The sequence below is a fragment of the Streptomyces sp. ID05-39B genome, from assembly GCF_033794725.1.
Taxonomy (GTDB): domain Bacteria; phylum Actinomycetota; class Actinomycetes; order Streptomycetales; family Streptomycetaceae; genus Streptomyces; species Streptomyces bobili.
On sequence record NZ_JARGEF010000007.1, the window covers coordinates 13,664 to 27,881 of the forward strand.

The 14,218-nt window shown below is 69.2% G+C and carries 12 protein-coding genes; 9 read left to right on the plus strand and 3 right to left on the minus strand.

From position 1 onward, the window contains the following. Positions 1-20: 20 nt before the first annotated feature. The 3 genes from P1P75_RS03365 to P1P75_RS03375 all read left to right on the plus strand — a co-directional run bounded on the left by P1P75_RS03365 (position 21) and on the right by P1P75_RS03375 (position 3,882). The gene (locus P1P75_RS03365; protein WP_319251645.1) at positions 21-908 is read left to right on the plus strand and encodes an FCD domain-containing protein; all 888 of its coding nucleotides are present in this window, start codon (positions 21-23) and stop codon (positions 906-908) included. 433 nt (positions 909-1,341) lie between these two features. After that, positions 1,342-2,883, plus strand: a complete 1,542-nt coding sequence (locus P1P75_RS03370; protein WP_319251647.1) for an RNA polymerase sigma factor — start codon at positions 1,342-1,344, stop codon at positions 2,881-2,883. 132 nt (positions 2,884-3,015) lie between these two features. Then, positions 3,016-3,882, plus strand: coding sequence for a serine protease (locus P1P75_RS03375; protein ID WP_319251649.1), 867 nt, complete (start codon positions 3,016-3,018; stop codon positions 3,880-3,882). A gap of 100 nt (positions 3,883-3,982) precedes the next feature. Here the strand turns inward: P1P75_RS03375 and P1P75_RS03380 are convergent, their stop codons facing one another. After that, positions 3,983-4,207 (minus strand): hypothetical protein, encoded by a 225-nt coding sequence (locus tag P1P75_RS03380; protein ID WP_073492764.1) that lies wholly within the window; start codon positions 4,205-4,207, stop codon positions 3,983-3,985. Positions 4,208-4,650: 443 nt separating this feature from the next. Between P1P75_RS03380 and P1P75_RS03385 the strand changes: the two genes are divergently transcribed. From P1P75_RS03385 to P1P75_RS03410, 6 genes are all read left to right on the plus strand, one after another. Beyond that, on the plus strand, positions 4,651-6,774 hold the full coding sequence (locus P1P75_RS03385) for a DNA topoisomerase IV subunit B (protein ID WP_319251651.1): 2,124 nt from the start codon (positions 4,651-4,653) through the stop codon (positions 6,772-6,774). Positions 6,775-7,027: 253 nt separating this feature from the next. Continuing rightward, on the plus strand, positions 7,028-7,558 hold the full coding sequence (locus P1P75_RS03390) for a DUF1453 domain-containing protein (RefSeq protein WP_319251653.1): 531 nt from the start codon (positions 7,028-7,030) through the stop codon (positions 7,556-7,558). Continuing rightward, positions 7,555-8,706, plus strand: a complete 1,152-nt coding sequence (locus P1P75_RS03395) for a histidine kinase (RefSeq protein ID WP_319251654.1) — start codon at positions 7,555-7,557, stop codon at positions 8,704-8,706. The genes P1P75_RS03390 and P1P75_RS03395 overlap by 4 nt, the downstream gene beginning before the upstream one ends. Next, on the plus strand, positions 8,703-9,386 hold the full coding sequence (locus P1P75_RS03400) for a response regulator transcription factor (RefSeq protein WP_319251656.1): 684 nt from the start codon (positions 8,703-8,705) through the stop codon (positions 9,384-9,386). Before P1P75_RS03395 ends, P1P75_RS03400 begins: the two co-directional genes overlap by 4 nt. An 80-nt stretch (positions 9,387-9,466) precedes the next feature. Further along, on the plus strand, positions 9,467-10,027 hold the full coding sequence (locus P1P75_RS03405) for a DUF485 domain-containing protein (RefSeq protein ID WP_319251658.1): 561 nt from the start codon (positions 9,467-9,469) through the stop codon (positions 10,025-10,027). Next, positions 10,024-11,616, plus strand: a complete 1,593-nt coding sequence (locus tag P1P75_RS03410; RefSeq protein WP_319251660.1) for a cation acetate symporter — start codon at positions 10,024-10,026, stop codon at positions 11,614-11,616. Before P1P75_RS03405 ends, P1P75_RS03410 begins: the two co-directional genes overlap by 4 nt. Positions 11,617-11,722: 106 nt before the next feature. Here P1P75_RS03410 and P1P75_RS03415 read toward each other — a convergent pair whose 3' ends face one another. Then, positions 11,723-12,403 carry a response regulator gene (locus P1P75_RS03415; RefSeq protein WP_319251662.1) on the minus strand — a complete coding sequence of 227 codons (681 nt, stop codon included), beginning with the start codon at positions 12,401-12,403 and terminating at the stop codon, positions 11,723-11,725. After that, a complete protein-coding gene (locus P1P75_RS03420) occupies positions 12,400-14,070 on the minus strand; it encodes a sensor histidine kinase (RefSeq protein ID WP_319251664.1) in 1,671 nt (556 codons plus the stop codon). Before P1P75_RS03420 ends, P1P75_RS03415 begins: the two co-directional genes overlap by 4 nt. Positions 14,071-14,218: the final 148 nt, after the last annotated feature.

Genomic DNA, 14,218 nt, shown 5'->3' on the forward strand with positions numbered 1-14,218 from the left:
AGGGCGCCGACAAAGAATCCGTGAGTACCCTTGCGCACACCATGATGACCGCCGCCCGCTCCACCGACTCCGGTCTGGCCGGCCCGGGCGAACTCGACCGCTACCCCTTCGCGGAGGGCCCCGCAGCCGACCGTGTCGGCTCCTCCGTCTGGGAGAGTGCGGAACCTGAGCTGGGCCGTGTCGGCCGGCGTGGCGCGGGCAGCCGCGGACGCGGGCTGCACGGCCAACTCGTCCAGCAGCTCGGCCAGATGATCGTTTCCGGCGATCTGGGTGCCGACCGCCCACTCGTACCCGAGGAGATCGGCCAGCGCTTCGAGGTCTCCCGCACCGTCGTCCGCGAGTCGCTCCGGGTCCTGGAGGCCAAGGGACTCGTCAGTGCCCGGCCGAACGTCGGCACGCGCGTACGTCCTGTGAGTGACTGGAACCTCCTCGACCCGGACATCATCGAGTGGCGTGCCTTCGGCCCGCAGCGTGACAGTCAGCGGCGCGAGCTGAGCGAGCTGCGCTGGACGATCGAGCCGCTCGCCGCCCGTCTCGCGGCCGGGCACGGGCGCGAGGATGTCCAGCAGCGACTGTCGGACATGGTCGAGATCATGGGGCACGCCATGGGCCAGGGTGACGCGCTCACCTATTCCCGGGCCGATGCCGAGTTCCACTCGCTGCTCATCCAGATCGCGGGCAACCGGATGCTGGAGCACCTCTCCGGCATCGTGTCCTCCGCCCTTCAGGTCTCCGGCGGCCCGGTCACGGGCTGTGACCGCCCGACCGAGGCATCTCTTGGTCACCACGGCAGGATCGCCGACGCTCTCGCGGCGGGTGACGGCGCCGCTGCCGAAGCGGCCATGCGTCAGCTGCTCACCGTCCATCCCGAGGTGGAGCGGGTCGTCCCGGCGCCCCGCGAGCACTGACCCCACGCCTCGGGGGGACCGGCCGGGGACGCCTTCCCGTCGCCGCGCCGTCCCGGCCGTCCGCTTCCCCGCGCCCTCCCGTCGGACCCCGCAGGACCCGTCACGGGCCTGCGGGGTCCGACCGCGCGTCGAGGCCGATTGGGCCGCATCGGTGTGGGTAGACACTGCGGGTGACCTCATCTGCCCTTGTCTGATCGTTTTTGAGCGCTTACGGGGTGTGACTCGGGCCACGAAGATTGGGCGTAACGCTCATGGAAGCAACGCGATGACCTAAGAGGTGACAGCCGCGGAGGGAATACGGACGCCGTTCAAGGCGCTGTGCAACTTCCCGGCCCCCGCCCGCACCGTCGGCCCATCCCCAAGGCCGGTGGTCGGCTCCTGTCCGTAGTGGACGGGGCCGGAAGCCGTTTTCCAACGTTCCGAGAGGTTGTTCGTGTCGGCCAGCACATCCCGTACGCTCCCGCCTGAGATCGCCGAGTCCGTCTCTGTCATGGCGCTCATTGAGCGGGGAAAGGCTGAGGGGCAGATCGCCGGCGACGATGTGCGTCGGGCCTTCGAAGCTGACCAGATTCCGGCCACTCAGTGGAAGAACGTACTGCGCAGCCTCAACCAGATCCTCGAGGAAGAGGGTGTGACGCTGATGGTCAGTGCCGCGGAGCCCAAGCGCACCCGAAAGAGCGTCGCAGCGAAGAGTCCGGCCAAGCGCACCGCCACCAAGACGGTCGCGGCGAAGACGGTGACCACCAGGAAGGCCACCGCCACTTCTCCCGCCGCTCCGGCCTCCGCTGTGGACGACCCCACAGACGAAGCCGCCACCGAGAAGAAGGCCGCAGCCAAGAAGACGGTTGCGAAGAAGGCGACCGCCAAGAAGGCCGCCCCCGCCAAGAAGACGGCTGCGAAGAAGACCGCCGGCAAGAAGGACGACGCCGAGCTGGTCGAGGACGAGGCCGCCGAGGAGACGACCCCCAAGACGGGCGACGAGCCCGAGGGCACGGAGAACGCCGGATTCGTTCTCTCCGACGACGACGAGGACGACGCGCCCGCCCAGCAGGTCGCCGCCGCCGGTGCCACCGCCGACCCGGTCAAGGACTACCTCAAGCAGATCGGCAAGGTCCCTCTGCTGAACGCGGAGCAGGAGGTCGAGCTCGCCAAGCGCATCGAGGCCGGCCTGTTCGCCGAGGACAAGCTGGCCAACGCCGACAAGCTCGCCCCCAAGCTCAAGCGCGAGCTGGAGATCATCGCCGAGGACGGCCGCCGGGCCAAGAACCACCTTTTGGAGGCCAACCTCCGCCTGGTGGTCTCCCTGGCCAAGCGTTACACCGGCCGCGGCATGCTTTTCCTGGACCTCATCCAGGAGGGCAACCTCGGTCTGATCCGCGCGGTCGAGAAGTTCGACTACACCAAGGGCTACAAGTTCTCCACGTACGCCACCTGGTGGATCCGTCAGGCGATCACCCGCGCCATGGCCGACCAGGCCCGCACCATCCGTATCCCGGTGCACATGGTCGAGGTCATCAACAAGCTCGCGCGCGTGCAGCGCCAGATGCTTCAGGACCTGGGCCGCGAGCCCACCCCGGAGGAGTTGGCCAAGGAACTCGACATGACCCCGGAGAAGGTCATCGAGGTCCAGAAGTACGGCCGCGAGCCCATCTCGCTGCACACCCCGCTGGGCGAGGACGGCGACAGCGAGTTCGGTGACCTCATCGAGGACTCCGAGGCCGTCGTCCCGGCCGACGCGGTCAGCTTCACGCTCCTCCAGGAGCAGCTGCACTCGGTTCTCGACACCCTGTCCGAGCGCGAGGCCGGCGTGGTCTCCATGCGCTTCGGTCTCACCGACGGTCAGCCGAAGACCCTCGACGAGATCGGCAAGGTGTACGGCGTCACGCGCGAGCGCATCCGCCAGATCGAGTCCAAGACCATGTCGAAGCTGCGTCACCCGTCACGCTCGCAGGTGCTGCGCGACTACCTCGACTAAGTCGACTGCGGACGACCGCGAAAGGCCCGCCCCCCTCGGGGGGCGGGCCTTTCGGCTTGCTCCGCAGGTGCGCGGCGCCGCGGGCTGGATCACTCTGGGTGTCCACTGATCACTCCTGAGTGAGGAGCGTGCATGCGTCGTCCCTTTGTCCGGGTGCTGACCAGGCCGTTGGTCCTGGTGACCGCGGTCATGGCCATACCACTGGTGTCCGCCGTCCCGGCGGCCTCCGACGGTGTCGTGGTGGGCGGCTTCCCGGTCGATGTGTCGGACAGCCCCTGGACCGTCGCCCTGTCCAGCCGTGACCGGTTCGGAGGTATGCGGTCGGGGCAGTTCTGCGGGGCAGTGGCGGTCGGCCCGACCACAGTGCTCACCGCAGCCCACTGCATGGGCGAGGAAGTCCTCGGGGTTCCCCCGAGGACGGCGCAGGACCTGAAGGTCGTGGCGGGCCGTACGGATCTCTACTCGGACGAGGGTCAGGAGATCGCCGTGAGGGAGATCTGGGTGAACCCGGCCTACGACAGCTACAGCAACTCCGGCGATTTCGCCGTGCTCAAGCTGGCCGAGCCGCTGCCGCACGCCTCGGTCATCGCCATGACAGGCGCCGGTGATCCGGCGTACTCCGCGGGCACCGAGGCCATGGTCTACGGCTGGGGAGACACCTCGGGGGTCGGCTCCTACGCTCACGGGCTGCGCGCCGCTCGTGTGCATGTGCTGCGGGACAGCGTCTGCGAGAACGCGTACCCAGGGCCGGCCGACGGTTCGTACCGGGCGAAGACGATGGTGTGTGCCGGGGAGACCCAGGGGGGCCGCGACTCCTGCCAGGGAGACAGCGGAGGGCCACTGGTCGCCCAGGGCCGCCTGATCGGCCTGGTGTCCTGGGGGAGCGGGTGTGGGCGGGCCGGCAGCCCCGGCGTCTACACGCGGGTGTCCGACATCGTCACAACACTGCGCTGGGAGGCCGCGCTGCCAGGCGCCGCGCGGCCGTCACGCGGGGGCTGAGCCGGTTTTCGAACGAGTGCGGGCGGTCGCCCCTGGGACGCAGGGGCGACCGCCCGCTACCAGCCTGTGCCGGTGGTCGCTCGTCGTTGAACGCGATCTGTCAGCGCTCTTCTTCTGAGGCGGGAACGGCGGTCAGTCGCTCCGTCTCGTCCTGTATCTCAGCGGCGATCTTCTTGAGTTCCGGCTCGAACTTGCGACCGTGGTGGGCGCAGAAGAGCAGTTCTCCGCCGCTGAGCAGGACGACGCGTACGTACGCCTGGGCGCCGCAGCGGTCGCAGCGGTCAGCGGCCGTCATCGGGCTCGCGGGGGTCAGAACAGTAGTCACGTCGCCTCTTCTCTAGCTCGACGAGCTGTCGTACCAGGGTCAACATCCAACCAGCCCCAAAACGTTCCCGCTCGTGGCTTCTCCTCGAAAAAATCTTCCGAGGCGGCCGTCTGCTGCCGGTTTGGCGGCGAATGTGCCGTATTACGTATTGGCTGTGTCGTACGGTTTCGCGCTGTCGGTCATGGTCCGGTCCTCCCGGCTGGATTGCCGGTTTGTTCATGAGGACGTGCCCGGAGCCTAAATGGTTCATGCCTCCGAGGGAACGTGATATGTACTTCACTCCATCGAGGGATCGAACACGCATGCGACGCTGGACTAGTGTGAGTTCGGGGGAGGGTGGCGTGACAACGGCTCTACCAGGCCTCGGTACCCTCTTTGCGGCGACCCAAGCCGCGCCCTTACCCAGTGAGGGCCCATCTGAAATTCAGCGAGGAGCGAAACGCGTGACCGCCGATACGTCCGTGCCGTCCACAGCGCTGCTGGCAGGAGCAGACCGGGACGGTTCCAACTACACCGCGCGGCACCTGCTCGTCCTCGAAGGCCTCGAGGCCGTACGCAAGCGCCCGGGTATGTACATCGGCTCGACGGACAGCCGTGGTCTCATGCACTGCCTCTGGGAGATCATCGACAACTCCGTCGACGAGGCTCTCGGCAGCTACGGTGACCACATCGAGGTGATCCTCCACGACGACGCCTCCGTCGAGGTCCGGGACAACGGCCGGGGCATCCCCGTCGACGTCGAGCCCAAGACCGGCCTGTCCGGTGTCGAGGTCGTCATGACCAAGCTGCACGCCGGCGGCAAGTTCGGCGGTGGCTCGTACGCCGCCTCGGGCGGTCTGCACGGCGTCGGTGCCTCGGTGGTGAACGCTCTGTCCGCCCGGCTCGACGTAGAGGTCGACCGAGGCGGGCACACCCATGCGATCAGCTTCCGCCGTGGCGTCCCCGGCGTGTTCGCCGGTGACGGAGCGGACGCCAAGTTCGAGCCCGCGAGCGGTCTGCGCAAGACGAAGCGGATCCCGAAGGCCCGCAACGGCACGCGCGTGCGCTACTGGGCCGACCGGCAGATCTTCCTCAAGGACGCCAAGCTCTCCCTGGAGCACCTCCACCAGCGCGCCCGCCAGACCGCTTTCCTGGTGCCCGGCCTCACGATCGTCGTCCGCGACGAATACGGTCTGGGCGACGGGGGCAGCAAGGGTGAGGAGTCCTTCCGCTTCGACGGCGGAATCAGCGAGTTCTGCGAGTACCTGGCCACTGACAAGCCCGTCTGCGACGTGCTCCGCTTCACCGGTCAGGGCTCCTTCAAGGAGACGGTCCCGGTCCTGGACGACCACGGCCAGATGACGCCGACGGAGGTCACCCGCGAGCTGGGCGTCGACGTCGCGCTGCGCTGGGGCACCGGGTACGACACGACTCTCCGGTCCTTCGTCAACATCATCGCCACTCCCAAGGGCGGCACCCATGTCGCCGGTTTCGAGCAGGCCGTCGTCAAGACGATGAACGAGGTGCTGCGCTCCAAGAAGCTGTTGCGCGTCGCCGAGGACGACATCGTGAAGGACGACGCTCTGGAGGGTCTGACCGCCGTCGTCACGGTCCGGCTCGCCGAGCCCCAGTTCGAGGGCCAGACCAAGGAGGTCCTGGGCACCTCGGCGGCCCGCCGCATCGTGAACACCGTGATCTCCAGAGAACTCAAGGCGTTCCTGACGTCCACCAAGCGGGACGCGGCGGCCCAGGCACGGGTCGTCATGGAGAAGGCGGTCGCCGCCGCGCGCACGCGTATCGCGGCCCGGCAGCACAAGGACGCCCAGCGCCGCAAGACGGCCCTGGAGTCCTCGTCCCTGCCGGCCAAGCTCGCCGACTGCCGCAGCGACGACGTCGAGCGCAGCGAGCTGTTCATCGTCGAGGGCGACTCCGCGCTCGGTACGGCGAAGCTCGCACGGAATTCCGAGTTCCAGGCGCTCCTGCCGATCCGGGGAAAGATCCTCAACGTCCAGAAGTCGTCCGTGACCGACATGCTGAAGAACGCCGAGTGTGGCGCGATCATCCAGGTCATAGGAGCGGGTTCCGGGCGGACCTTCGACATCGACGCGGCCCGCTACGGCAAGATCATCATGATGACCGACGCCGATGTGGACGGCTCCCACATCCGGTGCCTTCTGCTGACGCTGTTCCAGCGCTACATGAGGCCCATGGTGGAGGCCGGCCGGGTGTTCGCGGCGGTGCCGCCGCTGCACCGCATCGAGCTGGTCCAGCCCAAGAAGGGGCAGGACAAGTACGTCTACACGTACTCGGACCGCGAGCTTCGTGACAAGCTCATGGAGTTCCAGAGCAAGAACGTCCGGTACAAGGACTCCATCCAGCGGTACAAGGGTCTGGGTGAGATGGACGCCGATCAGCTGGCCGAGACCACGATGGACCCGCGGCACCGCACCCTGCGCCGCATCAACCTCTCCGACCTGGAATCAGCCGAGCAGGTGTTCGACCTGCTCATGGGGAACGACGTGGCGCCGCGCAAGGAGTTCATCTCCAGTTCGGCGGCGACGCTGGACCGGTCGCGTATCGACGCGTAGGCCCTGATCAGGGCCGGGTGCTGTCGTTCGGACAGTGCTCGTAAGGGTGGGGCCGACATGGTGTCCAGGTCGGCCCCACCCGGTTTCTGGGCTCCACGCCGGCTGAGCCTCCACCCGTGGGTGGAGAGCGCGGCCCGCTGAAATCCACCCATGATCCACCCAGGGGCCGATCTCCGGGCTTGGCCGTTTCCGTAGCGTCGAAGGCGTCGGCGGCACTCGCTGTCGGCGACCTCTTCCGCCCACGGAGGCTGTGATGGCCTGGCTCGTCAACGCACTGCTGATCGCGGCCGTAGCCGCTCTGGCGATCGTGTGGCAGTTCCACGCCGGCCGCGTCGACTCCGACCGTCGCTGGTGGGTGCTGCCCGGCATCCTGGCCTTTGTGGCCCTGCGCGAGCCCGACCTCCTCGGTGCCGACCACCCCACGGCGTCCGCTGCGATACTCGCCGCCAGTCTGCTCGTGGGGCTGGCCGTGGGCGCCGGCTGGTCCTGGACCACGCGCATACGGGTGGAGACGGACGGCGCGGTGCGGAGCAAGAGCACCAAGGCGAGCGTGGTCGTCTGGACGGCAGGTATCGGCCTGCGCGCGGGCCTCTTGGCGTGTGGCGCGATGATGAGCGTCCACCAGGGCAGCTCGGCTTGGATACTCGCTCTGGCCGCCACCCTGCTCGTCCGGTCCGGCCTCTTGGCATGGCACGTGCAGCCCCTGAACCGGACCCCGGCCTCGGCCTCCGCCCTTACGTACGGTGATGGCGTGCCTCTGTCTCTGTGGAAGGAGCCCGTGTGATGGAGGACGCCTTCCTGCGCTGGCCCTCCCGTGAGGCACTCGGCCGTGAAGGGATCCCGCGGCCGAGGCGCCTGCTGGCCTGGGCCGTACGGCTCCTGGTGGCCGGCGTCCTGCTCTGGAGCACACTCCACGACAACCGCGTCCGTGGCTGGACCGCAGCCGCCGGGATCGGTGGATTCCTGATGGCCGGGCTGCTGGCCTGGGCGTTCTTCCGTCTCACACTCGGACACCGGCTGTGGCCGTCCCTGAGCCTCCTGCTCCTGCTGCTGGGGCTTGCCGCCGCTGTCCATGCCGTGGGATTCGGGACGCCCGCCACTGTTCTGTGGTGCGGGTGCGCCATTGCGGCTCTGGAGCGACTGCCTCTGGCGGCCGCGCTGCTCCCGGCGGGCATGGGCTTCGCCTCGTTCGCCGTGTTCAGCGGGGACGGATGGCTGACCGCCGCAGCCACGACCGGCGGTATGGCCCTCGCTGGGTACGCGCTCCGGCTTGACGCGGAGGCCCGGGGCAATGCCCAGCGGCTACTCGCCCAGGAAAGGACAGCTCGTGTCGCGGAGGCGGAGTCGGCCGCGTTCGCCGAGCGCACCCGTATTGCCCGGGAGATACACGATGTGCTGGCCCACAGCCTTTCTGCGCAACTCGTGCACTTGGAGGCGGCCCGGCTGATGATCGAGCGAGGTGCGGACCGCGCGCTCATTCTCGAACGGGTGGTCGCCGCGCGCGGAATGGCCCGCGACGGTCTGCAGGAGACACGGCAGGCGCTCTCCGCGCTGCGGGGTGAGCTGACGCCTTTGGAGGAGTTTCTGACGGGGCTTGTGCGGGCGACCGGCGGTGCTGAGGTCACGGTGGCGGGTGAACGCAGACCGCTGCCGGCCGAGGCGTCGCAGGCCGTGCGCAGGGTCGCCCAGGAGGCGCTGACCAACGTTCGCAAGCACGCCCAGGGGGCCAAGGCGCAGTTGCACCTGGACTATCGGTCGGACCAAGTGATCCTGCAGATACGGGACTCGGGTGGCTCGCCGGGCGAACTCACCGGAGTGGGAGGCGGGTACGGTCTGCTGGGGATGCGGGAGCGCGCCGAATTGTTGGGAGGCTCGCTCGAGGCGGGACCGGACGACGAAGGGTTCGTGGTGACGCTGAAGGTGCCGGCATGACCGAGGAGTCGGAGACGAAGCCCGCCCGGGTCGTGGTGGCGGACGACCAGACCGTTGTGCGGGAAGGCATCGTGATGCTGCTCGGGTTGCTGCCTGGGATCGAGGTCGTGGGCGCCGCAGGAGACGGGGACGAGGCGGTGCGGCTGGTCGGGAAGCTTGCCCCGGACGTGGTGCTCATGGACCTGCGCATGCCCCGCTGTGACGGCGTAGAGGCGACCCGGCGCATCCGGGCCGAGCATCCTGGCACCCAGGTCGTGGTGCTCACGACCTTCGGCGACGACGAGTCCTTGTTCCCCGCGCTCAGAGCGGGTGCACGGGGGTACCTGACCAAGGACGCGGGCGGCGACGAGATCGTGCGGGCCGTGCAGAGCGTCCTGTCGGGGGACGCGGGACTGTCGCCAGGCGTCCAACGGCGGCTGTTGGAGCATCTGTCGGCGCCCGAACCGGAGCCGGCGGCGCCCGTCGGTCCGCCTGACGGGCTGACGGCACGGGAGATCGAGGTGCTCGTCCTGATCGCCGGAGGGCTCAGCAACCGTGAGATCGCCCGCCAACTGCAGGTCTCCACGGCGACCGTGAAGACGCACATCAACAACATGTTCACGAAGACCGGGCTCAACGACCGGGCACAGGCGGTTCTTTACGCGTTCAGGAAGGGGCTGGTGCCGCCGCCGGTGGGGTGAACGCGCCTTTCGTCACCTGATGGGGTGAAGCGTGCAGGGAAGAAGAGTCGGGGATCTTCCCGTTCTGTCCATCCTTGGGCATGCAGTCAAGCAACGGGCGTGCCCGCGGCAGTGAGCGCGGTACCGAGAGTTCGGGCGACCATTGGCAAGGCGTTGGCCCGGCGTCCGTCGAGACCTCGGGGGACATGCGGTACGAAGACCCTTGGTATGACGCGCTGGCCTCGGGCTGGGGCGAGGCCGGCACCCCGAACACCTCCGGGTCCGAGGTTCGGGCAGCGCGTCGGGAGCGTGTGGACGGGGCTGTCGCGGCGGCGCAGGTCTATGTCGAGGTGCAGCGCAGCGAGGCGTTCCAGGAGGTCCGCAGCCGATATCGACGGTTCGTGATTCCTGCGGTCATCGGGTTCTTCCTCTGGTACGTCGCCTACGTCGTCACAGCCACGGCCGCGCCCGGATTCATGGCCCGTCCCGTGTGGGGCGCGGTGAACGTGGCCCTCCTCGCAGGGCTGGGACAGTTCCTCAGCACCTTCCTGCTCACCTGGGCCTACTCGCGCCACGCACGACTGCACAGGGACCGCGCGGCGCTCGAACTGCGCTGGGACACCCAGGAACTGACGCGTGAGGCACGGGGCGGTGCGGCGTGACCGGCAACCATCAGATGCTGGCGTTGCTGCTGTTCAGCGTCTTCGTCGCCATCACACTGGGGATCACGACGTGGGTGAGCCGCAGCCGGCAGGGTTCGGCGGAGGAGTTCTACGTGGGAGGGCGGCTGTTCTCCCCCATGGAGAATGGTTTTGCCATCGCGGGCGACTACATGTCGGCCGCCTCCTTCCTGGGCATCTCGGGGCTCATCTCCCTCTTCGGCTACGACGGTCTGCTGTATTCGGTGGGCTTTCTCGTGGCCTGGCTCGTCGTCCTGTTCCTCGTGGCCGAACTGGTGCGCAACTGCGGGCGTTTCACGCTTGCCGACGTCATTGCCGCGCGGATGAACGAACGCCCCGTGAGGATCGCATCAGGGGCGGCCTCGGTCACCGTGTCCGTTCTCTATCTGGTGGCGCAGATGGTCGGTGCGGGCAGCCTTGTCGCCCTTCTGCTCGGCGACACCGGCGAGGCGGCCCAGGCATGGGCCGTCATCGGTGTCGGCGCCCTCATGGTGATCTATGTGTCGCTGGGGGGAATGCGGGCCACCACATGGATCCAGATCGTGAAGGCGGTCCTGCTGCTCGGTGGCACGATCGTGCTCACCGTGCTTGTCCTGGTGCGCTTCCACGGCGACTTCGACCGGCTGCTGCGCACCGCGGCAGAGCGCAGCGGGCACGGTGCCGCGTTCCTGGCGCCCGGCCTGAAGTACGGCGGGGACTGGATCGCCCGCTTCGACTTCATCAGCCTGGGGCTCGCGCTCGTGCTGGGTACGGCGGGTCTGCCGCACATCCTGGCCCGTTTCTACACCGTGCCGACGGCGCGGGCCGCCCGGCGTTCCGTCGTGTGGTCGGTCGGACTCATCGGGGGCTTCTACCTGATGACGATCGTCCTCGGCTTCGGTGCGGCGGCGATCGTCGGTCCGGACGCCGTACGCGGCTCCCACGCCTCGGGGAACACGGCGGTCCCACTCCTGGCCCTCGATCTGGGCGGCGGCGCCGGTTCCACCGGAGGGGCCGTGTTGTTCGCGGTGGTGGCGGCCGTCGCCTTCGCCACGATCCTCGCCGTGGTCGCGGGGATCACGCTCGCCTCCTCGGCGTCGGTCGCCCACGACCTGTACGCCTCGCTGCGACGCAGGCGCACCGCACCGCGCAGCGAGGTGACGGTCGCGCGGATCGCCGCCATCGGTATCGGCGTGGTCGCGATCGGCCTCGGCCTGCTGGCCCGTGATCTCAACGTCGCCTTCCTGGTGGGACTCGCCTTCGCCGTCGCCGCGTCGGCGAATCTGCCGGTCCTGCTGTACTCGCTGTTCTGGCGGGGCTTCACGACGCGGGGTGCCGTCTGGGCGGTCTACGGCGGACTGGTTCCGGCCCTGGTGCTCGTCGTGGTGTCGCCCGTCGTGTCGGGCAGCCCTCAGTCGATCTTTCCGGACGTCGACTTCCAGATCTTCCCGCTCCAGAACCCCGGACTGGTCTCGATTCCACTGGGTTTCCTCGCCGGCTGGCTCGGCACGGTCACCTCGGCGGAGGTCCCGGACGAGGCCAAACACGCGGAGACCGAGGTCCGGTCGCTGACGGGCGCGGGGGCCGTCTAGGACTTGTGCTTCGGGTCACGCCCGCCTCGCGGGCGACACCCGCGCCGACGGTCCGATGGGCCGCCGCCACGGCCCGTCCGCCCCCGCCGCAGCACGGTCGGATCCCTCAGCCGCGGGTCGCCCACACATAGCGGTGTTCCGGGCGGCCCGCGTCGCCGTACTTCAAGGTGAGCCGGGCCCTGCCCGTGCGCTCCAGGAGCTTCAGGTAGCGCTGGGCGGTCTGGCGGCTCACCCCGGTGCGTTCGGCGATCTCCTGGGCGGACAGCGGCCCTTCCGCGTTCATCAGGGACTGGCGCACGAGCTCCGCCGTAGTGGGGGAGTGGCCTTTGGGCAGCCCCGGCTCCGAGGGCGCGGACAGGGCGCCGAAAATGCGGTCGACGTCGGCCTGTTCGGCCTCGCCGCCGCCGTCGAGCGTACGACGCAGCTCCGCGTACGCCTCGAGTTTGCCGCGCAGGCCCGCGAAGTTGAACGGCTTGACCAGGTACTGCAGAGCGCCCTGCCGCATCGCTGCCTGCACCGTCGTGACGTCCCGCGCGGCAGTCACCATGATCACGTCGGCCTGGTGGCCACGTCTGCGCATCTCCTGCACGACCTCCAGACCCGTCTCGTCGGGGAGGTAGTGGTCGAGCAGGATCAGGTCGAGACGCGGCAGCAGTTCCACCTGGCGGAGCGCTTCGGCCGCACTGTGCGCCTCGCCGGCGACGTGGAAGCCCGGTACCTTCTCGACGTAGGCCGCGTTGACCCGCGCGACCCTGATGTCGTCGTCCACGACCAGGACCTCGATCATCGCGTCTCCTTCTCGGCGGTGCTCTGCGCGGGTGCGGCCAGGGCGGGCTCCAGTTCGGCCTCGGTCAGGGCCTCGGGCAGGACGACCGTGAACTCGGCGCCGCCTCCGTGAGCATCGCTCACCGAGGCCCTGCCGCCCTGCCGCTCAGCGAGCCTGCGCACCAGGGAGAGGCCGATGCCGCGTTTGCCGTGGGCCGGCGGCTTCTTCGTTGACCAGCCCTCGGTGAAGATCAACTCACGCTGTGCGGCCGGGACTCCCGGCCCCGTGTCCCGCACCCGCAGCACGGCGCTGCGGCCCTCGGTCCGCAACTCGACCTCCACGCGCGCGTGCGCGGTGCCGGCCACGGCGTCCAGCGCGTTGTCCACCAGATTGCCGACGACCGTCACCAGCCCGCGCGGGTCGACCAGCCGGTCGGGCAGCCGCGTACCGTCCGAGATCCCCAGGGCGACACCGCGCTCCGCGGCCACGGTCGCCTTGCCGACCAGCAGCGCGGCGAGCAGCGGATCCCCGATCTTCTCGGTCACCTGCTCCGCGGTGACCCGGTGGTCACCGACCACCTCGCCGACGAACTCCACGGCGTCGTCGTACATCTCCAGTTCGAGCAGCCCCAGGAGCGTGTGCATGCGGTTGGCGTGCTCGTGGTCCTGGGCGCGCAGGGCGTCGATCAGCCCGCGCGTGGAGTCGAGTTCCCGCCCCAGCTGCTCCAGTTCGGTGCGGTCGCGCAAGGTGGCCACGGCACCGCCGTCGTCGGTGGGCATCCGGTTGACGACCAGCACGCGGTGTCCGCGGACGGTGATCAGGTCCGTGCCGGTCACCCGGCCGGCCAGGACGTCGGACGTACGGCCCTCACCGAGCGCCTCGTCCGGTGACCGGCCCACCGCCTCGTCGCCGATGCCCAGGAGACGCTGTGCCTCGTCGTTGAGCAGGCGGACGTGGCCGGCCCGGTCCAGGGCGACGACGCCCTCCCGGATGCCGTGCAGCATCGCCTCGCGCTCCGAGAGCAGTGCCGAGATGTCGGAGAACGCCAGGTCACGGGTCTGTCGCTGGACCCGCCGGGAGATCAGCCAGGCGGCCAGCGCACCCACGGCGAGCGCGCCCCCTGCGTAGGCGAACAGTCCTGGGATGGCATGGATCAGCCGTGCGCGCACGCTGTCGTACTCGATGCCGACCGAGACAGCCCCGACGATCCTGTCGCCGCTGTCGCGCAGGGGTACCTTGCCGCGGGCCGAACGGCCCAGCGTGCCGTTGTCGATCTCCATGACGTCCCGGCCGGCCAAGGCCTCGCTGGGGTCCGTCGAGACGTGGCCGCCGACCTCCTGGGGTTCGGTGTGGGACCAGCGCGTGCCGCGAAGGTCCATCACCACCACGTACTCCGCCCCGCTCGCCCTGCGGATCCGCTCCGCCGCCTGCTGCACGGGCCCCTCGACCGAAGGCGGTGTGTGCTGGAGGTCCTCGGCGATCTGCGGTACGGCCGCGGTGGTCTGCGCGATGGCGAGCGCGCGGCGCATGGCCTGGTCGTCCAGCTGGTCGCTGAGGGGGGCCAGGAACAGGCCGGTCGCGAGCACGACGACTCCGGCGGCGATCGCCAGCTGCATGAGCAGGATCTGCGAGAACACGCGCCGGGGCATCCCGAGGCGCAGGCGACGGACGGGGGGAGTGGGGCTCATACCCCCGACGGTACGTGGGCGGGCCCGCAGAGCCGTAGTGGCGTGTCCCATGGATCTCTTGATCGCCTCAAGAGGAAACGGTTCGGTGATCGCCTCGGATGCCGTGGACCCCTCGGGCCTTCGGATCGACCTCGATCATCATCGCACC

Bases quoted from the DNA above. Each gene is read 5' to 3' on its own strand.
- P1P75_RS03390 (WP_319251653.1), top strand. From the start codon at position 7,028: ATGGCCTGGCTCGTCAACGCACTGCTGATCGCGGCCGTAGCCGCTCTG.
- P1P75_RS03375 (WP_319251649.1), top strand. From the start codon at position 3,016: ATGCGTCGTCCCTTTGTCCGGGTGCTGACCAGGCCGTTGGTCCTGGTG.
- P1P75_RS03420 (WP_319251664.1), bottom strand. From the start codon at position 14,070: ATGAGCCCCACTCCCCCCGTCCGTCGCCTGCGCCTCGGGATGCCCCGG.
- P1P75_RS03400 (WP_319251656.1), top strand. From the start codon at position 8,703: ATGACCGAGGAGTCGGAGACGAAGCCCGCCCGGGTCGTGGTGGCGGAC.
- P1P75_RS03405 (WP_319251658.1), top strand. From the start codon at position 9,467: ATGCAGTCAAGCAACGGGCGTGCCCGCGGCAGTGAGCGCGGTACCGAG.
- P1P75_RS03415 (WP_319251662.1), bottom strand. From the start codon at position 12,403: ATGATCGAGGTCCTGGTCGTGGACGACGACATCAGGGTCGCGCGGGTC.